Source organism: Saltatorellus ferox (assembly GCA_007751475.1).
Lineage (GTDB): Bacteria > Planctomycetota > UBA1135 > UBA1135.
Genome location: CP036434.1, coordinates 1,097,959 through 1,118,287, shown reverse-complemented (window position 1 = coordinate 1,118,287; position 20,329 = coordinate 1,097,959). Strand labels below are relative to the sequence as shown.

At 67.1% G+C, this 20,329-nt stretch carries 16 protein-coding genes; 7 read left to right on the top strand and 9 right to left on the bottom strand.

Features of this window, described 5'->3' with window-relative positions:
* Positions 1-6 precede the first annotated feature (6 nt).
* The gene (locus Poly30_RS04150; RefSeq protein WP_145194762.1) at positions 7-822 is read right to left on the bottom strand and encodes an LOG family protein; all 816 of its coding nucleotides are present in this window, start codon (positions 820-822) and stop codon (positions 7-9) included.
* Positions 823-873: 51 nt separating this feature from the next.
* On the opposite strand from Poly30_RS04150, the gene Poly30_RS04145 reads away from it, so the two are divergent.
* Positions 874-2,529, top strand: coding sequence for an AbgT family transporter (locus tag Poly30_RS04145; RefSeq protein ID WP_145194761.1), 1,656 nt, complete (start codon positions 874-876; stop codon positions 2,527-2,529).
* A gap of 21 nt (positions 2,530-2,550) precedes the next feature.
* On the opposite strand, the gene Poly30_RS04140 is transcribed toward Poly30_RS04145, so the two are convergent.
* The 5 genes from Poly30_RS04140 to Poly30_RS04120 form a co-directional block, all read right to left on the bottom strand.
* The gene (locus Poly30_RS04140) at positions 2,551-3,099 is read right to left on the bottom strand and encodes a hypothetical protein (protein WP_145194760.1); all 549 of its coding nucleotides are present in this window, start codon (positions 3,097-3,099) and stop codon (positions 2,551-2,553) included.
* Between the two features lie 69 nt (positions 3,100-3,168).
* Positions 3,169-4,401 carry a hypothetical protein gene (locus Poly30_RS04135; RefSeq protein ID WP_145194759.1) on the bottom strand — a complete coding sequence of 411 codons (1,233 nt, stop codon included), beginning with the start codon at positions 4,399-4,401 and terminating at the stop codon, positions 3,169-3,171.
* A gap of 76 nt (positions 4,402-4,477) precedes the next feature.
* Positions 4,478-5,773 carry an EAL domain-containing protein gene (locus tag Poly30_RS04130; RefSeq protein ID WP_145194758.1) on the bottom strand — a complete coding sequence of 432 codons (1,296 nt, stop codon included), beginning with the start codon at positions 5,771-5,773 and terminating at the stop codon, positions 4,478-4,480.
* A 195-nt stretch (positions 5,774-5,968) separates the two neighbouring features.
* Positions 5,969-7,456, bottom strand: a complete 1,488-nt coding sequence (locus Poly30_RS04125) for a sulfatase family protein (RefSeq protein WP_145194757.1) — start codon at positions 7,454-7,456, stop codon at positions 5,969-5,971.
* Positions 7,449-7,760: a hypothetical protein gene (locus Poly30_RS04120; protein ID WP_145194756.1), complete on the bottom strand. Its 312-nt coding sequence runs from the start codon at positions 7,758-7,760 to the stop codon at positions 7,449-7,451. Before Poly30_RS04120 ends, Poly30_RS04125 begins: the two co-directional genes overlap by 8 nt.
* Before the next feature lie 494 nt (positions 7,761-8,254).
* Between Poly30_RS04120 and Poly30_RS04115 the strand changes: the two genes are divergently transcribed.
* The 4 genes from Poly30_RS04115 to Poly30_RS04100 all read left to right on the top strand — a co-directional run bounded on the left by Poly30_RS04115 (position 8,255) and on the right by Poly30_RS04100 (position 13,003).
* Positions 8,255-10,045 carry a hypothetical protein gene (locus Poly30_RS04115; RefSeq protein ID WP_145194755.1) on the top strand — a complete coding sequence of 597 codons (1,791 nt, stop codon included), beginning with the start codon at positions 8,255-8,257 and terminating at the stop codon, positions 10,043-10,045.
* Positions 10,046-10,047: 2 nt separating this feature from the next.
* Positions 10,048-11,358 carry a DUF1800 domain-containing protein gene (locus Poly30_RS04110; RefSeq protein WP_145194754.1) on the top strand — a complete coding sequence of 437 codons (1,311 nt, stop codon included), beginning with the start codon at positions 10,048-10,050 and terminating at the stop codon, positions 11,356-11,358.
* On the top strand, positions 11,355-12,605 hold the full coding sequence (locus tag Poly30_RS04105) for a DUF1501 domain-containing protein (protein WP_145194753.1): 1,251 nt from the start codon (positions 11,355-11,357) through the stop codon (positions 12,603-12,605). Before Poly30_RS04110 ends, Poly30_RS04105 begins: the two co-directional genes overlap by 4 nt.
* A gap of 89 nt (positions 12,606-12,694) precedes the next feature.
* Entirely contained in the window at positions 12,695-13,003 is a 309-nt protein-coding gene (locus Poly30_RS04100) for a metal-sulfur cluster assembly factor (protein WP_145194752.1), read from the top strand.
* A gap of 135 nt (positions 13,004-13,138) precedes the next feature.
* On the opposite strand, the gene Poly30_RS04095 is transcribed toward Poly30_RS04100, so the two are convergent.
* A complete protein-coding gene (locus Poly30_RS04095; protein WP_145194751.1) occupies positions 13,139-13,912 on the bottom strand; it encodes a dimethylarginine dimethylaminohydrolase family protein in 774 nt (257 codons plus the stop codon).
* 140 nt (positions 13,913-14,052) lie between these two features.
* Here Poly30_RS04095 and Poly30_RS04090 point away from each other — a divergent pair, with 140 nt between their 5' ends.
* Positions 14,053-15,651: an alpha/beta hydrolase family protein gene (locus tag Poly30_RS04090; protein WP_145194750.1), complete on the top strand. Its 1,599-nt coding sequence runs from the start codon at positions 14,053-14,055 to the stop codon at positions 15,649-15,651.
* Here the strand turns inward: Poly30_RS04090 and Poly30_RS04085 are convergent.
* Positions 15,644-16,921 carry a hypothetical protein gene (locus Poly30_RS04085; protein ID WP_145194749.1) on the bottom strand — a complete coding sequence of 426 codons (1,278 nt, stop codon included), beginning with the start codon at positions 16,919-16,921 and terminating at the stop codon, positions 15,644-15,646. The genes Poly30_RS04090 and Poly30_RS04085 overlap by 8 nt on opposite strands.
* Before the next feature lie 213 nt (positions 16,922-17,134).
* The gene (locus Poly30_RS04080) at positions 17,135-18,673 is read right to left on the bottom strand and encodes a hypothetical protein (RefSeq protein ID WP_145194748.1); all 1,539 of its coding nucleotides are present in this window, start codon (positions 18,671-18,673) and stop codon (positions 17,135-17,137) included.
* Positions 18,674-18,932: 259 nt separating this feature from the next.
* On the opposite strand from Poly30_RS04080, the gene Poly30_RS04075 reads away from it, so the two are divergent.
* Positions 18,933-20,324 carry a glucoamylase family protein gene (locus tag Poly30_RS04075; RefSeq protein ID WP_145194747.1) on the top strand — a complete coding sequence of 464 codons (1,392 nt, stop codon included), beginning with the start codon at positions 18,933-18,935 and terminating at the stop codon, positions 20,322-20,324.
* Positions 20,325-20,329 lie beyond the last annotated feature (5 nt).

Here is a 20,329-nt window from a genome sequence, read left to right as displayed (position 1 = left end):
CCCTCCCTACAGGTGGGCTCCCGGTTCCGGCAGCCCATCTTCCACGAGCTTACTCGTCACATACTTGAAAGCATCGTCGATCGAATCCGTGATGAAGAACAGATCGATGTCGTTGGGGCTGATCGTCCCGTAATCGATCAGGACCTGGAAGTTGATGACCTTCTCCCAGAACTCCTTCCCGAAGAGCACGATCGGGAGCGTCTTCTTGATCTTCAGCGTCTGAACGAGCGTCACGACCTCCATGAATTCGTCCAGGGTGCCGAAGCCGCCGGGCATCACGACGATCGCCTTCGCGAGGTACGTGAACCAGAACTTCCGCATGAAGAAGTAGTGGAACTCGAGGCTCAAACGGCGGGTGATGTAGGGGTTGTCGTTCTGCTCGAAGGGCAGGCTGATGTTCAGCCCCACGTTCATCCCCTTCGCCTCGTGGGCACCGCGGTTCGCAGCCTCCATGATGCCAGGGCCGCCGCCGGAGCAGATCACGAAGCGCTGCTGCCCCTCACCGAGCGACTTCGACCAGACGGTCAACCGGTTGGAGAGCTCGCGCGCCGCCTCGTAGTACATCGACATGTGGAGGTCGCGCTCGGCCTTGGCGACGTCGCCTCCGCCCTTCTTGACGTCCTCCAGCCGCTTCTCTGCCACGTCCTTCGGCAGCAGCCGGGCCGAGCCGAAGACGACGATGGTGTCCTTGACCCCGAGTTCCTCGAAGCGCGACTCGGGCTCCATGTACTCGGAGAGGATGCGGAGGGCGCGGGCGTCACGGCTGTGGATCCACGCGAGGTTTTCGTACGCCTTCACGGCGCGATAGCGGCTCTCGGTCATCACGGCAGTTTACGGGGAGGCGCCCGCGGGACCCACGCGTAAACTCCCCCGATGGCGCAGACTTCTAGCCCCCCCGAACCCGCGCTCGATCGCCCCCGCTCAGGCGTCCTCGCGGCCTTCCTGAACTTCGTCGAGCGACTCGGGAACCTCCTGCCGCACCCGGTGACCCTCTTCGCCCTGTTCGCCCTCGGCGTCGTGGTCGTGAGCGCCGTGGCCGCCCACTTCGGGCTGGAGGTCGACGACATCCGCTCGCCGGAGCGCGGCGGCAGCCCCGACGGGAAGATCCGCGTCGTCAGCCTGCTCACCGCGGACGGGCTCCGCCGGATCTCCACCGGCCTCGTGACGAACTTCACGAGCTTCGCGCCCCTCGGAACCGTGCTCGTGGCTCTCCTCGGCGTCGGCGTCGCCGAACGCTCCGGCCTGCTTTCGGCCGGCATCCGCGCCCTCGTTCTGGCGGCGCCACGGAGGCTCCTCACCCCTACCATCATCTTCGCCGCCGTGCTCTCGAACACGGCGTCCGAGATGGGCTACGTCGTGCTCGTCCCGCTCGCCGCGGTCATCTACCACTCGGTCGGGCGCCATCCATTCCTGGGCCTCGCGGCGGCCTTCGCGGGCGTCAGCGGCGGGTACAGCGCGAACCTGCTCATCGGCACCGTCGATCCGCTCCTCGCCGGGATCACGACCGAGGCCGCCGCGATCGTCGATGGCGCCTACGCCAGCGGCGGCCCGAAGGAGGTCCTCGCCACGGCCAACTGGTACTTCATGGCCGTCAGCACCTTCCTGATCACCATCGTCGGCACGCTGGTGACGGAGAAGGTCGTGGCTCCCTGGCTCGGCGACTACGACGAATCCCGCGCGGAGGACGGCGCGCTCGACGCGAGCCGCGGCGGGCTCCAGGAGCTCACGGCGCCCGAGAAGAAGGGCCTCAAGCTCAGCGCCATCGCGCTGGTGGTCCTCGCCATCGGACTGGCGCTCCTGACGCTTCCCGAGGGCGCGCCGCTGCGGGACCCGAAGTTTCTTTCCAACCCAGAAGCGGCCGCGAACGCCACGTTCGTGGAGAAGATCCGCCCCGCGCTGAAGAGCGTGGTCGCGCTGATCTTCGTGTTCTTCATCGTGCCCGCCGTCGTCTTTGGCCGCGTCACCGGCACGATGCGAACGGACCGCGACGTGATCGACGGGATGTCGAAGGCGATGGCCTCGATGGGGCTCTACCTCGTGCTCGTCTTCTTCGCCGCGCAGTTCGTCGCGTTCTTCAAGTGGACGAACCTCGGACTGATCCTCGCCGTCGAAGGCGCCGATCTGATCCGATCTTTCAGCCTCGAAGGCCCCGTGATCTTCCTGCCGTTCATCCTGCTCTGCTGCTTCGTCAACCTGATGCTGGGAAGCGCGTCCGCGCAGTGGGCCATCACCGCGCCGATCTTCGTGCCGATGCTGATGCTGTCCGGCTACACGCCCCAGGTGATCCAGGCGGCCTACCGTATCGGCGATAGCACGACGAACATCATCACGCCGATGATGAGCTACTTCGGCCTGATCCTCGCCTTCGCGACGCGCTATGACAAGAAGCTCGGGATCGGCACGATCATCGCCACGATGCTGCCGTACTCGGCGGCGTTCCTCGTGGGATGGGTCGCGCTCTTCTATCTCTGGGTCTTCGTGCTCGGATTCCCGGTGGGGCCCGGTACCGAGCTCTATCTCGCCCGTTGATGCGAAGGCGCGCGTGGCCCTTTACTTCGTGACGCGCTCTTTCACTTCGAGCGTATCGGTCTCGACGCGGACCCTGTCGCCGATGTTGCAGAGCAGGTTGACCTTCACCTTGACCCCGTTCTCGAGGATGGCTTCCTTCGAACCGCTTCCGCCGCCCTTCATGGAGGGATCGGTTTCCGTGATCTCGAGCGTGCAGTACTTGGGCGGGAGAACCGCGACGAGCGCGTCCTCGATGAACATGCCCTGGTAGGACTCCGCGGGCCAGCGCAGCGCGTCCTCGGCGGCCGCCACCGGGCAGCGAAGTTCCTCGCCCGACTCCATGAAGAAGACCTCGTCGATACCGTCGCGGTAGGAGTAGGTGAGTTCTCGCTCTTCCCGCTCGAGCACCTCCCACTTGGTGTCCGTGCCCTCCTTGAGCTCGGTCAAACGGCCGGTTTCCAGGTCCTTGAGACGGAGCTGAACGAAGGTCCGACGGTCGTTCCGGAGGATGTTCCAGAAGACGACGGTGCACATGCGTCCGTCGTGACGGACGAGATAGCCGAGCCGAAGCTCCATTCCTGATGCGTACATGCGGTGCGCAGGCTACTCAGAGGAGCGGAGTTCCAGCTCTCCAATTCACCCGATTCGGGTCCCAGGAAGCTACCTTCCCAGGAGCACGCGGCGGAGCGACCAGACCCCACCGAAGAGCCCGAGCGCCAGGAAAGCCATCTGGCCGAGTAGCACCAGGGGGCTGAGCGGCACGTAGCTGATCTTGACCTCCCAGCCGCGCTTGGTGACGAGGACCCCCAGGTACGTATCGTTGACACAGACGATCTGGATCTCTCTCCCCTTGAAGAAGGGCCGCCAGGAGGGATCGAAACCGATCGGAAGCACGAGCAGGCGCTCGCCGTCCTCCTGGGGAAGGCGCCAGCCGAGCTGGTCCGTTCTCGTCCTGTCCACCTCGAAAACGCCCGCCTCGAAGTCCGGGTGCTCGAGGTCGATCGACCACTGGCCCGCGGACCGTTCCGTGGCCGCATTCGAGGGGACGAGCAGGGGAAGGACCTCCGAGGGGCTTCCGACCCTCTCGGGCTGCTGGCTCTGGCGCCAGAGGTCCACGTAGACGGGCGAAACGGTGAAGGCAGCGGCCAGGACAGCCCAGCCGACGTTCGGGAGCGTGCGCCAGCGCCTCGTCGTTCCCGCAAAGTAGAGAGCCGCCAGGAGAAGTACGAGGCATGCGTCCCGTACCAGGGGAACCGGCGCGACGAGCGCGATCGAGTGCATCGACACGACGAGCCACAAGGCGCTCCAGAACCGCTTCCCTGCCGTGACGTAGGGATTCCCGAGCCAGGACCGAAGCGACCCCAGCCCCACGAAGCCGAACGCGAGCACCCAGGGTTCCGCGGCGGGAATCTGCGGCACCGAGATCTGCGGCACCGAGATCTGCGATCCCATGCGCTGGCTCGCCCAGGCGATCAGGACCGGCCCCAGGGCCATCGCGCCTCCGACGAGCCAGGCTCGTCCCCGCGCGAGCCCGCCGGCGATCAGCCAGCCGCCACTCGCCAGCCACGCAGCCACGACGCCGGACCAGGCCAGCACCGTGACGAACGTCCCTGGCTCCGGAACGAATCGTGCCAGGAGATGGGCTGGCCAGAAAACCGGCCCACCGATCTGCGGCAGTGGCCTGCCGAAGCCACCATCGGACATCCACGTCGCGAGCCACGCGGCTGTCTCCGACGAGAGATGGACGCGAAGCTCATCGAGGGACAGCGAACTCCGCAACGGATCGAATCCCACCGCGTACCGGCTGACGAGCACGACGAGAAGCGCCGTGAGCGCCCAGGCGGCAGGGGGAAGACCGTGGCGAGCCGAGGCTGGGGGACGGGGCTCGAGCATGGGATGGCGGCCCTCAGGTTACGCCACCCCACCGGTGAGCACCTCACCCGCAGGACCGAATTCCTTTCGCGGAGGCTCAGGCCGCGACGGCCGAGCCGCTCCGGACCTGCGCGAGCAGGTCCGGCCCCTCCATGGGCGAGAAGAACAGAAAGCCCTGGAGCGACGAGCACCCGGCATCCCGCATGTAGCTTCGTTGCTCTTCCGTCTCGATCCCGACCGCGACCGTCTGCATCTGGAGCACCCGCGACAGGTGCATCATGCCGTGGGCGAGCTGGGCGACCTGGGGATTGGACATCATCTCGCGAACGATGCCCCGATCGAGCTTGAGCGTCGAAACGCGAAGGCGACGAAGGTCCGCAAGCGTGGTCCGGTTGCGGCCGAAGCCATCGAGCGCGGTGGCGACTCCCAGGTCGCTCAGCCGGCGTGTGACTTCCTCGGCCTTGCCCAGTTGCTGCATCGCCTGGTCCTCACGGATCTCGATCTCCAGCAGGCTCGGTTTCACCCCGAAGGTCGCGAGCGTCCCGGCGAGGAACTCGGTGAAGCCGGGGTGGAAGGCGGTCTCGGCCCGAACGTTGACGGAGACCGGAATGGCGTCGACGCCATCCTCCTGGAACGATGCCAGCGACTCGACGGCGAGCCCCAGCGCCCATCGGTCGAGCCGCTCCAGCTCGCCGCAGGCTTCCGCCACGTCGAGGAGCTCCATCGTGGAAACAGGCCCGATCTCATCGCACTCGAAGCGTAGCAGCGCTTCCGCGCCGGTGATCTTGCCGGAGACCGCATCGACCTTGGGCTGGAAGATCAGCCGCAGTCCTTCCTCACCCTCCAGCGCTTTTTCCAGGCCGGTCTGGATCGCCGCCTTCCGATGCTGACGCTGCTCGTCGGCGAGACTTCGCCTCGAGAAACCGATGCCCGTGTCCGAAGCGTACGAAGCGGCGGTCGTCGCGAGCCGCAGAACGTCCGCGGTCGGCTGGCCGCGCATCTCCTGGCGCGCGAATCCGACGCCGACTCCGATGTCGTGGGCAGGGATTCCCGCGGCCACCGCCGCCTGCACGACGCACGCCGCCAGCGAGGCCCACTGACTCTCGTCGAGCGTCACGGCGAAGGCCCGCTCGGAGCCGAGGAATCCAAGCCCGACGGCCCCACCGAAGTGCTGATGAACCTTCGACCAGATAGCGCGCAGGCGTTCGTTGTTCAGTGAACCTCCCGCCTCCGATCGGTCCCGCAGCTCGATGCAGAACACGCCTCCGCGGCTCAGGCTCTTCGCTTCGCGGGATTCGATGCTGCGCATCCACTCGGCGATGGCGCCGACATCTGAGGATTCGCGGTTCGTTTTGGACGTGGTGGCGGCAGAGAGGGAGTCGGCGTCGTTCATGGGAATCTGGGGGCTGGAGGCGACGGACTCGATCAGCAGGCAATGCCGCGCGGGAGTGCGCGACATTCCGTGCGCCGCCTCTTCCCCCAGAGAATCGAACTCCGGGGGATTCTTCCCTGAGGGAGGCCCTGGGTTTCCTGGATGTTTCCCCACATGGAGCACGCCGAACCGGGAAAGGAATTCCAGTTCCCGGGCCTACTTCCCGCCGTATCCCAGCGCGCGCAGCTCGGCTTCGACTTGCTCGCTGGCCTCCAGCGTCCGCACCTCTCGCCGCTGAAGCTTCAGGAGCGCCTCGAGTTCACTCGCCAGCTTCTCGACGACGCGCCCGTGGTCCCCGGCCACATCGTGGAGTTCGAAAGGATCCGCGTCGAGGTCGTACAACGAAGTGACCCCCTCCTCGTCGAGGTGGAGCTTCCAGCGATCGGCACGAAGCACGTAGCGGATCTCTCCACCCTCCGATTGGCGCGGTGAAGACTGCCCCAGGATGCGCGCATCGCCGTGCACGATATCCGTGCGGAAGCGATCGACGCCCGTGACCTGCGCGAGAAACTCCTGCTTCCCCGGAACGTCGAGAACGTGCAGCAGCGTCGGCGCGAGGTCGACGAGTGAAACGGGCCAGGGAATCCGCCGCGGAGCGACGCCGGGGATACGCAGCATCAGCGGAACGTGCAGCTGCTCTTCCCACGTCAGGCCGTGCCCCGGGACATCGTGTTGATTCAGCCCCTCCCCGTGGTCCGCGAGCACCGCCAGGACGGCGCCGTCGAGCCAGCCGTTCTTTTCTGCGGCCTTCAACAAACGCTGTATCTGGAAGTCGGTGTACGCGATCTCCCCGTCGTAGCGATCGATCCCTTCCTCGAGTTCGTTCCACTGGCCGGTCGGCCGCTGGGATCGCTCCGAGAAGCGGCGCTCCGCGAGGTAGGCCCGGATCTCGTCGTCCATCCGAAACTGCACTTCGAACCGGTACGGCGGGTTGTAGGGCCCGTGCGGATCGAAGTAGTGAACCCAGAGAAAGCCCGGCTTCGTCGAAGCTGCGAGCCGTTCGAGCGCGGCGAGCGCTTCGTCGGTGTTGGCCTTCGCGGGCCTTTGCTTGCTCTCGGGGGCGGAGTACGACCGGAAGCCGGCGTTCAGCCCGAACTGCGGATCGAGGGGAAAGGCCGCGACCACCGCTTCGGTTTCGTAGCCAGCCCGCTCGAAGAGCTGCGCCAGGGTCATGAGATCCTCGCGGCGCTGGTAGGTGCGCCCGTCCGAGATGTTCGCCAGTACGCCGTGCTCGTGGGGATAGACGCCCGTGAACATGGACGTGTGGCTGGGGAGCGTCGTGGCCATGGGCGCGTAGGCCTGCTCGAAGACCACGGAAGCTTCCGCCAGCTCCGTGAGCCGCGGGCTCGTGACGCGCGGGTAGCCGTAGACCTCGAGGTGGTCGGCGCGCAGGGTGTCGATCGTCACGATGAGCACGTTCGGTCTCCCGGGGACGGCGGCCTCGGGGACGGCGCCGTCAGGGAAGTCGATCTCGGTTCTGGCCATGTTGGCCTCGGTCGCTCCTTCCACCGACGCCGGCGTGGGCTCCGCGAAGTCACCGGGCCGCGAGCCACCCGGAGCGGCGTCGCCGCCGCAGCCAGAGCACGCCAAGGCGAGCGCGCCCACGCGCGTCCGCCAACCGCCCCGTCGATTCCGATCAAGCATCGGACTCGTCACCGTCCAGCGCCTTCTTCTTGCCGTCGACCTTCGCCTTCGCCTTCTCGAACAGGTCATCGAAATTCTTCTCTCGCGACTGCTCCCGCGCGAGCGCGTCGTCGAACGCGTCGGTGCCGCGGCCCTTCCGGGCCGAAACCCTGGCGTGGGCCCGATCCCAGGCCCCGGTCCCGCCGTCTGGCCGCCCGAACTCGTTGAGCGACGCCTTCGGAGTGTGCCTCAGCACCGTTTTCGTCCGCACGTCGATGAGGATCCGAGCCTCGCAGCACGGGCAGTCAACTTCGATTTCCTTCATGAGATTCGCATTCGGTCACGGACGCAGGCTGGCTTCGAAGGGACCGGTGTTCCCCGCCGGTAGCCACCAGCGCCATACTTACGCAGCCTGAACAGACGAACGGAGTTCCCCGAACGTTCATTCTACTGCGTGACCGATCGCGGACCTCGGACTAGTCCAGGCCAGCGAGCGAAACGGCACTGAAACGCCATCCCCCTCGCGACTTCTTCCCCCGGTCAGGCCGAACTGAGGCCCGCCTGAAACATGCGATCGAGCACGATTCGAAACATCTTGAACGACCCGGTAGTCCTCCAGAGGGGCCTTGGCGTCGTCCTGTGGGCCGCCTTGATCCTCGTGCTGTTGACGAACGCCGGGGCTTGAAGCCCTCCGCCAGGCGGCAGCCACGGTCCTTCGCAGGATGAGGCGCGCGGAGGAATAGAGTTCCGGGCGAGGAAAACACTCGCCTGACCCGACGTAGAGGTGAAGCCTCCCCTGGCCTGCCACCTACGTCGATCATGCTTCCATTCCTACCGCCACTCTGCATCGCCGCCAGCCTGGTCGGCTTCGCGCCCATTCCCTCGCAGGCGGATCCGTCGCAGCCGATGCGACCAGGGCCGAAATCCCTTCGTTCCCATGCCCCAGAGGGCACACTGATCTGGATCGAATCGAGCGCACTGGAGCCGATTCTCGGTCAGGGCCTGAGCCATCCGCTGATCGCGCGGCTCCTCGAAGAGCCTCTAATCGCGGAAGACTGGAAGGCCAAGAAGTTCGATCCAATGGCGGGTCTCCGGCTGGCGGAGGCGCTCCTCGGGCGGAACCCCTTCGAACTCGCCCACGCGCTCGCATCCGGCGGCATCGCGCTCGGTTTCCTCGGGGTGACTCCCGGGAAGGAGGCTCCCTTCGTGATGCTCCGGGGCCTCGACGGTGAAGCGATGGAGAGCGCCGTAGAAGACCTCACCGGAGCGCTGTCCGGACTCGGACTGCTCGCCGAGGTTGACGCCAGGGAGTCCGAAGGGCGCTCTCCCTCGATTCGTCAGGCCTGGCAGGCTCCGAAGTCGGACGGCGTCGTGGTCTGGACGAGCGACGGGACGTTGATCCTGACCAGAACCTGGAAGGACGCGATCACCTGTTCGGGGCTCTCCGCCCGCTCGTCGGCGATTCCCGAGGCCTACCGCCAGCATTTCGAGAGCACGTCGATCGCGGAGACGTTCGCCTGGTTCGACCTCGATGCGCTCGAGAGCCAGGTCGGGTTGAAAGACCTCCGCGCCATGGCGACGGAGCCAGGCGTCCATTTCGTCCTGGGTCCCGCGCTCGCGTACCTCGGTCGGGCGGGCTCCCTCTCCATGGACCTCGACGTGTCCAGCGAAGCCCTGCGACTTCGCATGCGCGGCGACGGCGTCGACGCGGGCGAGGGCGCTGGATCGTTCCCGGCTTCCGACTCGATCGCGAAAGAGTCGTCCGCGCCAAAGGACGCCGTGGCCACCGCCATGCTCCACCGCGATCTGCACTTCCTCCTCGATCGCCGCACGGACCTCTTTCCGCCGCGGCAGCAGCCAGGCATCGCGGAGGGACTCAGCAACCTGGCGCTGCTCGTCGGCGGCCCCGACGCCCTCGACGAGCTGCTGTCCAGCCTCCACCCGACGCTGCGCCTTCACAGCGAGACCATCGCCTTCGCGGAGAACGCCGAACCGGACGTTCCGCTCCCTGGTCTCATCCTGGAGGTCGACCTCGACGAGCCGGATATCAACGGCAGCCGGCTCACGAGCGCCTTCCAGACCGCCGTGACGCTCACCAACGTCGAGCGCGCCATGAAGGGCGAGGACGGGCTGCGCCTCGGCCTGGAATCCGTCGACGGTGTCACGGTCACGCGAGCGAAGCTTCAGCCTCCGGCGCCGGGGTCCAGCGTGGACCTGCGCTACAACCTCGAGCCCGCGTGCGCCGTCGTGGGACGCACGTTCCTCGTCGGAACGCACGGCGCGCCCATCGCCAAAGCCGTGCAAAGGCTCTCCGGCGGCTCCACCTCGCAAGCTGCGATGCCGACGAGGTCGGACGATTGGATCCCCGTGGATCGCCTTCAGCTACAGGGTGTTCCGCTGCACGGGCTTCTGACGCAGCAGCGCGATCTCATCGTCATGAACTCGGTCCTGGAGGACGGCAAGAGCCAGCGCCGCGCCGAAGCGGAAGCGGATATCCTTCTGGAGCTCTTGGGCCGCGTACAGCGCTTCGAATTCCACTCGGACTGGCTACCCGAGCCACGATCGAAGCGCACGATCCGCGCCGGGCTCACTGTTCACCTTCTCCGCTGATCATGCCTCGCTTCTCGCTCCCATCCGTCGCCCCGCGCCAGGACGCTCCTGTCTGGGATCGCGCCGCGGCGGCGCACGTTCTTCGGCGCGTCGGCTTCGGCGGAGACGAAACCGCCGTGACGCGCGCCGTGGAGGCTGGCTTCGAGTCGACGCTCGCGGAGCTGGAGAACCGGCGCGACCACGCGCCGAGCCTAGTAGGCCCCGCCGTCGAAAAGCTGGTTTCCCTGGGCAATCTCGTGCCGCTTCAATCGCGCTGGATGTCGCTCATCCTCGGTGACGGCGCGCCCCTGCTCGAGCGCGTGACGCTGATGTGGCACGGCCACTTCGCGACGTCGAACGCCAAGCTCGGGGACGTGCGCATGATGCACGTGCAGAACGAACTCTTCCGCTCGAAGGGCCTCGGGGACTTCCGCGAACTCTTCCATGCGGTCGCGAAGGATCCGGCGATGCTCGTCTGGCTCGACGGCAACCAGAACCGCGTCGGCGCGCCGAACGAGAATTTCGCCCGCGAGGTGATGGAACTTTTCGGCCTCGGCATCCAGGGCGGCTACACCGAGAAGGACATCCAGGAAGCCGCGCGCGCGTTCAGCGGCTGGTCCGTGGCGGGGCGCGCGTTCGAGTTCCGCGCGGAGCACCACGACAAGGGTGAGAAGAAGCTCTTCGGGCGCGGCGGCGTCTACTCCGGCGAGCAGGCGATCGACCGCGTGCTGGAGCATCCGTCGTGCCCGCGCTGGATCGCGTGGCGCCTCCTCGACACCTTCGTGAAGCCCGACCCCGAGGAGGCGCTCGTCCAGCGCGTCGCGGACGTCTTGGTCGAAGAGAAATGGCACATCGGCAGGACCCTGGGGCGCCTCTTCCGCGATCCCGTGTTCCTTTCACGAGAAGCGCGCCGCGCTCGCATCGCTGGCCCTGTGGAACTCGTGGTGGGGCTCGTGCTGGCCACGCGCGCCGAGATCCCGCCGGTCGACGCGGTTCGAGCCGCGGGCGTCATGGGGCAGACCCTGTTCATGCCGCCGACCGTCAAGGGCTGGGACGGTGGGCGCGCCTGGATCGATCCGGGCACATGGCTCGCTCGGCACAACTGGCTGACCGATTTCGCCCTCGCCAAGGGACTCGACGCTGCCGCTGCGTTCGGCCCGGCGAAGCGCACCGGGGCCGTGGACGCCGTTTGCCGCGTGCTCGTGCCCGAGGGCATCGATGACTCGATGCGCGCCGCGCTGCAGTCGGCGGCTGACTCCGCTCACTCCGACGGGCACGCGCTCCACAAGGTCGCGGCACTCGTCATCACCTCCCCGGAGTACCACCTCGTATGAGCTCGACATCCTTTCCGAGGCGGTCTTTCCTGGTGGGCGGTGTCCGTCTGTCCGCGATCGGCGCGGCCGCCAGCTCCCTCGCCAACGGGGCGTTCGCCCACGCCAGTCGGATCGCCCGAAACACGGAGCCCGGCGGCGAGCGCATCCTCGTCGTCATCCAGCTCACGGGCGGCAACGACGGGCTCAACACGGTGATCCCCCACTCCCAGGACGCGTACTACCGCGCGCGCCCGACGCTGGGCCAGAAGCCGAACGCCGTGCATCAGCTCGACGAGCACGTGGGCCTGCACCCGAAGCTCGGCGGGCTCGCGGAGCTCTATCGCGACGGCCAGATGGCGATCGTGCACGGCGTGGGCCATCCGAACTCGAACCGCTCGCACTTCCGCTCGATGGAGATCTGGCACACCGCCGAGCCGTTCCGACCGGTCGGCCGCGTCGGCTGGCTCGGGAACCTCGCGGACCAGCTCCTCGCGGAGGCGCCCGGCACGCTCCCGGCACTCTCGGTGGGTGGCCGCGAGAGCGTGCTCTCGATGCGCGGCACGACGGCGACGCCCCCCACGGTTCCGGACGACCGTGGGTTCCGGCTCGCGCGCACGTCGGAGCAGATCTCCGCCGAGCGGGCGCGACTCAGTGCGACCGAGCGCGATCTCCAGGGCTCCTCGAAGGGCCGCACGGCGGACCAGCTCGCCTTCCTGCGCATGACCGCGCGCACCGCCTACGACGCGGCCGAGCGCATGTCGAAGATCACGAGCGCGGACGCGAAGATCGCCTACCCCGACACGCCGCTCGGCAAGGAACTCCGGCTCGTGGGCCAGCTGATCCGCGGCGGGTTCGGCACGCGTATCTACCACGTCTCCCTGGGCGGGTTCGACACGCACGCCAGCCAGGCGTCGGTCCACGGCGCCCGGATGGAACAGCTGAACGGAGCGCTGACCGCGTTCCAGCGCAACCTCATGGAGGCAGGCTGCTCCGAGCAGGTCACGACCTTCGTGTTCTCGGAATTCGGGCGCCGGGTCGAGGAGAACGGATCCCGCGGGACCGACCACGGCCGGGGCAATCCGGTCCTCCTCCTCGGCGGCAGCCTCCGCGCCGGCCAGCACGGGACGCGGCCCGACCTGACCGATCTCGTTCAGGGAGACATCCCCTCCACGACCGACTTCCGGGGGCTCTACCGGCAGCTGGAGGCCGATTGGATGGGTCTCGAGCCGTTCGCCTCGGAAAAAGTCGACGCTCCGAAGATCGTCTGATCAGAATAGGAGCGCCAGGGTGGAGAGGGCCGACGTCCGGGCCTACTCCATGGCTTCTACCGTTCAGAACCTGACTCCGATCCCCCTCCATGACTACTTCAGAAGACGTCTACGACCAGCTCCGCCAGGTCTTTGACCCCGAGATCCCCGTGAACATCGTCGACCTCGGCCTCATCTACGACGTCAAGGTGGAAGAGCCCAAGGTCAAGATCACGATGACCCTGACCTCCCAGTCCTGCCCCGAGGCCCGGACGATCCCCGACGTGATGCGCCGCCGCTGCAACACGCTCGACGGCATCGAGGACACGGACATCGACATCGTGTTCGAGCCGGCGTGGTCGCCGCAGCTCATCTCCACCGAGGGGCGCAAGGCCCTCGGAATGGACGAGGAAGAGTAGCGGCTCGGCCCGCCGCCCCGGCCTGCGAAGAGCGCGCGCCCCCGGAAGATCCGTGGGCGCGCGCTTTTCGCGTGTTCGAGAGAGCCTGCGCGGAAGAGCCTGCGCGGAAGGGCGATCGAGCCGGTCGCCTGGCAGTCAGTGGATCAGGATGGAGCAGCAGCTCAGCGCCCCTTCCGCCTTCGCCAGCTCGTCCGCTGGCACCTCGACCACGTTGAGCCCCGCGCCGATCAGCCTCTCCCCCGTCCTCGGGTAGGCCGCGCCGTGCAGGACGGTACCGGGCTCGTCCGCCATCGGAAGCGCCACCAGATTGGCCGCCATCGGCTCCTCTGGATCGACCTCGATGCACTCGATACCGCGCAGTAGCGCCACGTCGATCATCGCGGGGTTGACGAGCGCCCGCCGCTCGTCGAGCGCGGTCGCCGCAGACTTCAGGTGCAGGCAGCCGCGGACCTCCACGCCCGTGACCACGTAGCCGAGCGGCTCCAGGACCGCTCCGAGCTGGCGAACGCCGTTGGCATTGCTCCGCGTCGAAAGCCCGACGTAGACGCTCTTGCCCAGCACGAGCACATCGCCCCCGTCGAGCGTCCCTGGCTCCGTGATGCTGCTGAGCGCCCGGTATTCCGCCAGGACCTCGGCGATCGCGTCGAGTTCGCCGCGCCGCGACTTCGCGCCCGGTCGGGTCATCACCGCGATCTCGTCGAACACGATCGCGGCGTCCTCGACGAACACGCAGTCGGGAAACTCGGGCGAGGCGGGCAGCGACTTCACGACGTAGCCGGCACCACGCAGCGCGCTCTCGTAGACGGCGTGCTGCTTGCGGGCTCGCTCCAGGTCGATCGGGACGCGGTCCTGATGCGTGAGTTCACAGCGGGCGAGGGCATCGCTGATGCCGCGGGTGATCGCAATCATGTTCTCGAGGCCATGTTCTCGATGGAGGGACAGAACGGATTCGGTTCGTGGGCACCAGATCTTGCCAAGTCGTGGAGCGCAGAGTCGATCTGGACCCGCAGGGATTCGGGCGCCGCCGCTCCTCGCGCTATGATCCGGGCATGGACTCGCTCCAGAGAATCACGATCCTGAAGCGGGTGGTCCGCGTGTTCGCCCAGGCCAGCGCAGCCGCCGTACTCCTCGCGGGCTGCTTCACGCCGCCGGTCGTGGGCAGGGCGCACAGCGATAGCTGGACCCTGGAGACGAGCGACTATCCGAAGGACTCCAGCCTCGTCGAAGTCGTTCACTTCGACGGGGACGGAGATCCAGCGCCAACGCTCCGCGGGATCTTCGTTCCCTCGGACACGGGAGCCCCGGTGGTCGTTCACTTCGCCGAGTCGGCGGCGTCCGTGACCTCCCATCTGCACGCGCGAGGCCAGTACCACGACCTCGCGGAACTCGGCTTCGCCTCGCTCGCGGTGGACTACCGCGGCGTGGGCCTTTCGGACGGTGAGCCCTCGCCGCGCGCCCTGGAAGACGACGCGCTCGCGATCTGGGATCATGCGCTGGGTCTCGTGGGCGGTGACTCGAATCGGCTGCTGGTCCGCGGCTGCTCGCTCGGGACGATCGCGGCGGCGTCGCTGCTCGCGCGGGGCATCCGGCCGGCCGCATGCATCGCGATCGCGCCGGTCAGGCCCCAAACGGTGGCGAAGCGCTATGGCTACGCGCGCTTCTGGAACCCCGCGGTCTGGCTGGCCGCTCCGTTCCTGCGGACGTTCTCGACCGCGGATCCGCTGCGCTGGCTCGGCGAACCCGGTGTGCCGCGGTTCGTGCTGACGAGCCCGGAGGATGAACTCCTCGGGGAGCGCGACTTCGAGCGGCTACGATCACGCGTAGAAGCTTCGGGCGGGGTGATGGAGGTTCCGGAGAGGCTCAGGAGTGTGCTGATCAACGACGACCCGATCATGAAGGCGCTCAAGAAGCACATCGGTGTGTCGCTCTGGGCCTTCAGCGTCTACACGGCAGAGAGCGCATTTCTCGCCGAGCGGTTCCCCGACTTGCCGAACCTGGAGGAGCGACGGGAGCGGATCGCGAGGCTGGGTTCCCGTGGCGCCGTCGCGGCCGTCTGGTCGGAACCGAACAAGCTGGCGCGATTGGACCAGGTTCTGGCGCGGCATCGTAGCGCTCCCCCGGACCTCCTCCTCGCCGCGGCGAACCTGTGGACGCTCGAAGAGATGGACTCCTTCGACGCCTGGTTCCTCCCCGTCCTGGCGGACGACGATCGCGAGACCTACTGGCAGCGATCCTACAGCCAGCTGCTCAAGCAGCTCGAACTCGGCGATCCCGGGGGTCGACTTCCGATCGAGCTGATCGTCGCCGCGCGCAGGCTGCTCGGACAGGATGTCGGTCGAGGCGGGCAGCCGCGCTGGAGCCGGGCGCGCATCGAGGCCCTGCTGCACGCATTCTTCGGTGAGGAAGTCCCCGGCCGCGTTTTCGCCACCGATGGGAGTACGCTCGCCGAGAACGAGTCCTGGCGCTTCGGCGTGGCGGAGAAGGGTCGGGTCACCTACGCCGAGCGCCAGGGCACAGTGACCCAGTCGGGCACGCTGAGCGTGGCGCCCCTGGCGGAAGCGTTCGCCGCAGATGCCGAGGGCCGAAGCGAAGCGGAGGCGCGGCGGCGCCTCCGCAAATGCCTGCTGAAGGCCGCCGGGATCAGTTGAAAACGATCGTCGTTCCGTTCGTGAAGTTCGACGTCGGGCCGGCGGGACTGCTGTCGCGGTGCCAGAGCTGGAAGCTCCACGTGTCGCCCGGAGCCGTGGCGACCGCTCCGGTGGGTCTCGGAATCGCCGCCAGGTTCACGCCCAGCGTGATCGAGCCGGTGCCGAGGGACGACATGATCTGCCCAGGCCCGACGTAGCGGCCGATCGCGCCTCCCACGCAGAGGTTGCCCGAGCTACCGGCCGGGTTCGCGGCGAACCCCGTCGTGTCGGAGACGATGAAGAAGCCGAACGCGAAGGTGGGAAGACCCGTGGCCGTGAGCGTCACGTCATTGGCCGCGACGGAGGTCGAACCTGTGGCGCCGATCTCGCTCGCCGCCCCGGTGGAGTTGGCGTTCGCGGTGCAGTAGCTGGTACCGATCGACGTCACGACGGTCCCCACGCCGCTGATGTCCATGTCGTAGTCGTTGCAGCCGCCGCCGGTGTACATGTCGATCTCGACGATCACATCGAGCGGTGCGCCCGAGGCGTTCGTGTAGGCCACGCTCTCGGTGCCGGTCGTGCTCGTGCTCTGCGCGAGGGCCAGCCCCGTGGAGGTCGGATCGTTGGAATCGCACGCGACGGCCGGGTCCCAGAGGAACAGGTCCACGTCGGAGATGCTGGCGACGAAGCGGAGATCCACCGAGAGCGTCGCTCCCGCAGGGATCGTCACCGCGTAGTAGTCGTTGTCGGCCTCCTCGACGTTGAGACCGACGTAGGTGCCGTCGCCCAGCGGAGTCGCCGTAGCGCAGTCGACGCTCCCTTCGAGTGCATCGGCCATCGCGCAGTCGGGGTCATCTCCCTCGATGAGAAGGATCTGCCCCGACCCCACGGCCCCGGCGTATCCACCGACGCGGATGTAGTAGGTCACCCCGGCACCGGGGGGCAGCGGGATGATGATGGCACTCTGACGACCGCAGCCGTCGTCGTTGCAGTCCTGTAGGGTCAAGGATCCGCACGTACCGGAGAAGACCTCCAGCGCCGTGTCATAGGTGGAGCCGCAGGTCTCGACGCGCAGGGTCCCCGAACCGCCGACGGTCGTGTACTGGTACCAGAGGTCAGGCGCCTGATCGACGCAGAGCCACGCCTCGGCGCTCGCCGTCTGGCCGCTGGTCACGAACGGCTCGGCGACGCCGGACACCAGCGTGGTGGCGCCGGTGCACTCGTCGGCTCCCTGGGAGAAGGCGGGCGCCGCCAGTGTGAAGGCGACGAGAACGGAGGAAGTGAGCTTCATGGAAATCGGGGTGGTTCGAGGAGAGCCCTTTGGAGGACCTGCGGAGAGACCAGGTCAGCCTAATAGGAACCCGCCTTCTTCGTAAGGGACCATGAAAGGCAGGCCTGCCACCTGAACTGCGCGGAGCCCCCGGCCATTTCTGGCCGGAGGCTCCGCTCCTGGGATCGAGATCAGACTCCCGAACACGCTGTCGGAAGGCCGCCGAAGATCAACTCACTGGAACATGACCGACACGCCGTCGGTGAAGTTCGAAACAGCGGTCCCGCCGACCGAGTCGCGGAACCAGAGCTGATAGTTCCACGTCTGACCGGGCTGAACCGCCACGAGACCGGTGGGAGTCGGGTGCTGGTTCAGGTTGATCGCGAGGGCCATGGTACCCGCGACACCAGAGTTCTGGATCTGGCCCGAACCGACGAATCGACCGATGGCCCCGGCGAGGCAGAGGTTGCCCTGGCTACCGGCGGGGTTGGCGACGAAGCCCTGGGTCGTGCTGGTCAGAAAGAACCCGAACGAGAAGGACGGCAGGTCGTCTCCGCGAAGCTCGACGTCGTTCATGGCCACCGACGAGCTGCCCGCGACGGTGATCGACCCCGGCATGCCGGACGAGTTGACGTTGGCCGGGCTGCAGTAGCGCGTGCCGATCGTCGGGTCGCCCGCCGCGCAGATCGTTCCGTTGAAGACCCGGGGAGAGAACACCGTACCGGCGAACGTCCCGTTGCTTGCTGCGCCCGCGCTGATGGTCAGGCGACCATCGTTGCTCGTGGCGATCTGGTTGGCGCCGTTGCCGGCGACGTAGGCATGCCGGGTCGTCGCGCCGGTCGCGGAGTTTCGCCCGACGAGCGCCACGCCGACGGTACCCGCCGGAAGCGTGATCGGGCTCGCGAAGGTCACTGGCGTCTTGAAGCCGGTCCCCATGGCCACCGAGGTCCCGTCGTCGACGGCCACGAGCGTCCACGCCGCCGCATTGCTTTCGTTGCCCACGTAGGTGCCGGGGGTCGTGTAGACCTCGAGGCCGATCGGCGTGCCCTGCTGCGAAGTGTTGAGCGAGAGCCCCTCGATCATGACCTGCTGGGTCGTGGTCAGGTCGAAGTAGACCATCCCGCCGATGTCACCCTGGTTGTCGTTGACGTACGTCGTTTCGACGCAGTTGTTCGGCAGTGCCGGCGGCGGCGGGCCGTCGCCGAGCTGGATGAAGTCGAGGCCCACGCCACCCGAGCCGTTCGGGAACGTGATGAGCACACGATCGAAGGGTGCGCCCGCGCGGAAGAAGAGCGGAGGCGCAGGGAACGCGTTGTGGTAGTAGAAGGTCCCGACGCCCAGGGACGTGGCACCGGAGAACAGCTCGACCTCGTAGGTCATGCCGATCTGGTCGACGAAGGTGAACTCGAACTGGTCGACGGCCGTGGTGAGCACGATGTCGAATCCATCGCCGATGTCCGCGTTGTCCAGCGGCTGGCCAGGTCCCGCAATGCCGAGGACGCCGCCAGCCACGACCAAGCCCTGGCCATCCACGTTCGAGCCGATCGTCATGAGATCCGTCCCCGTGATCCAGGCGCCGACAGGGGTGATGGAAGAGATCCCCGCGCCCGTGAAGACGGCCGAGTTCGACGCGATCGGTCCGCTCGCGACGAAGGGATTGTCGAAGTCGATGGTCGCGGTCGGGTTCGGAATGTGACCCGGATAGAACTGGACCTGGGCGGACGCGGCGCCGCCGAGGGCGGCGCCGAGGAGCCAGCAAGAGAGATATCGCATGATGGAGTTCGAAGAGGTTGCTACTGAGCGAGAATGAAATCGGAGCATCGGGCACGCAGCCAGGGCCAGGGCGAAGAGCAGGTCCCGCCAGGACGGAGTCGGCGTGCCGCCACCTTTGCACGGTAGAGCATGGGCGCCGAATCCGCTGGGGCGAAATCGAGCGACTACCCATCGACCGGGTGCGCCAGGATCGGGTACGTTCAGCCCCGATGATGCGAACCCCACTCTTCGCGCAAGAGCCGACGGACAGGATTGGCTGATGCACTTCTTTGCCACGGCATGCGCGGTACTGGTTCCGCTACTCCAGGTGCCCGGAGGGGAGCACGGGAAGCCCGACGTCCCCGCCTTCACGCTCGCCGAACTCAAGGAACGGACGTTCGATTTCTTCTGGGACTGCGCCCACCCGGACACGGGACAGATCCCCGACCGATTTCCTTCCAAACCCTTCTCCAGCATCGCCGCGACGGGCTTCGGTCTGAGCGCTTACCTCGTCGGAATCGAGAACGGGCACGTCGAGCGGACCGCGGCCGCGAGTCGAGTGTTGATGACGCTCGACGCGCTCTGGTCGTATCCCCAGGGAGACGCGACGACCGGCGTCGCCGGGTACCGCGGATTCTACTACCACTTCCTCACGATGGGCGAGGGCGACCGCTTCAAGAAGGTCGAGCTCTCGACGATCGACACGGCGCTTCTCATGACGGGCGTGCTCGCCGTCGGCAGCTACTTCGACCAGGACGACCTGACGGAGTGCCATATCCGAACGCGCGCACGCGAGCTCTACGAGCGCGTGGAATGGGACTGGGCGATGCAGGCCGATGGTCTCATGAGCATGGGCTGGCTTCCGGAGAAAGGATTCATCCCGGCGCGCTGGGAGGGCTACAGCGAGGCGATGGTGCTGCTCATCCTCGCCATGGGATCCCCCACGCACCCCATCTCGGACGAGTCCTGGGCGTGCTGGTGCAAGAACTACCGGTGGCTCGACTTCTACGAGCCGCACCTCAACTTCGAGTCGCTGTTCGGCCATCAGTACAGCCACATGTTCATCGACTTCCGGGGCATCCAGGACGAGTTCATGCGCGAGCGATCGAGCGACTACTTCGAGAACTCCAGGATCGCCACGCTCGCCAACCGGGACCATGCGATACGCAACCCAGGCGGCTTCGTCGGGTACGGAGAATGGCAATGGGGTCTCACCGCGTCGGATGGACCTCCCTACGGAACGTCAACGCGGCTCGCCGGAAAGAAGGTCGAGTTCAAGGGCTACGCGGCCCGGGGCGCGTCCGGTCTTCGGATCGTCGATGACGGGACGCTCTCCCCGTCTGCCGTCGCCGGATCGCTTCCCTTCTTGCCGGAGCTGTGCGAGTCGACGCTCGAGCATCTCTGGGTCGAGCACCACGAATCGCTGGTGGGCCAGTACGGGTTCAAGGACGCCTTCAACCTGACCGTGCCCGGCGGCTGGTTCGACCCGGAGTACCTCGGGATCGATCAGGGTCTGATCCTGCTGATGGCTGAGAACCGGGATTCAGAGCTCCTGTGGAGCGTGATGAAGAGATCCGACCCGATCGTTCACGGACTGCTGCGTGCCGGATTCTCCGGAGGGTGGCTGGAGCCGGACACCGCGCCTTCGCCAGGCAGCCAGGCCGCCAGGTAACGACA

Bases quoted from the DNA above. Each gene is read 5' to 3' on its own strand.
- Poly30_RS04085 (WP_145194749.1), bottom strand. From the start codon at position 16,921: ATGAAGCTCACTTCCTCCGTTCTCGTCGCCTTCACACTGGCGGCGCCC.
- Poly30_RS04115 (WP_145194755.1), top strand. From the start codon at position 8,255: ATGCTTCCATTCCTACCGCCACTCTGCATCGCCGCCAGCCTGGTCGGC.
- Poly30_RS04080 (WP_145194748.1), bottom strand. From the start codon at position 18,673: ATGCGATATCTCTCTTGCTGGCTCCTCGGCGCCGCCCTCGGCGGCGCC.
- Poly30_RS04110 (WP_145194754.1), top strand. From the start codon at position 10,048: ATGCCTCGCTTCTCGCTCCCATCCGTCGCCCCGCGCCAGGACGCTCCT.
- Poly30_RS04135 (WP_145194759.1), bottom strand. From the start codon at position 4,401: ATGCTCGAGCCCCGTCCCCCAGCCTCGGCTCGCCACGGTCTTCCCCCT.
- Poly30_RS04095 (WP_145194751.1), bottom strand. From the start codon at position 13,912: ATGATTGCGATCACCCGCGGCATCAGCGATGCCCTCGCCCGCTGTGAA.
- Poly30_RS04125 (WP_145194757.1), bottom strand. From the start codon at position 7,456: ATGCTTGATCGGAATCGACGGGGCGGTTGGCGGACGCGCGTGGGCGCG.
- Poly30_RS04105 (WP_145194753.1), top strand. From the start codon at position 11,355: ATGAGCTCGACATCCTTTCCGAGGCGGTCTTTCCTGGTGGGCGGTGTC.
- Poly30_RS04120 (WP_145194756.1), bottom strand. From the start codon at position 7,760: ATGAAGGAAATCGAAGTTGACTGCCCGTGCTGCGAGGCTCGGATCCTC.
- Poly30_RS04145 (WP_145194761.1), top strand. From the start codon at position 874: ATGGCGCAGACTTCTAGCCCCCCCGAACCCGCGCTCGATCGCCCCCGC.
- Poly30_RS04130 (WP_145194758.1), bottom strand. From the start codon at position 5,773: ATGAACGACGCCGACTCCCTCTCTGCCGCCACCACGTCCAAAACGAAC.
- Poly30_RS04100 (WP_145194752.1), top strand. From the start codon at position 12,695: ATGACTACTTCAGAAGACGTCTACGACCAGCTCCGCCAGGTCTTTGAC.
- Poly30_RS04075 (WP_145194747.1), top strand. From the start codon at position 18,933: ATGCACTTCTTTGCCACGGCATGCGCGGTACTGGTTCCGCTACTCCAG.
- Poly30_RS04140 (WP_145194760.1), bottom strand. From the start codon at position 3,099: ATGTACGCATCAGGAATGGAGCTTCGGCTCGGCTATCTCGTCCGTCAC.
- Poly30_RS04090 (WP_145194750.1), top strand. From the start codon at position 14,053: ATGGACTCGCTCCAGAGAATCACGATCCTGAAGCGGGTGGTCCGCGTG.
- Poly30_RS04150 (WP_145194762.1), bottom strand. From the start codon at position 822: ATGACCGAGAGCCGCTATCGCGCCGTGAAGGCGTACGAAAACCTCGCG.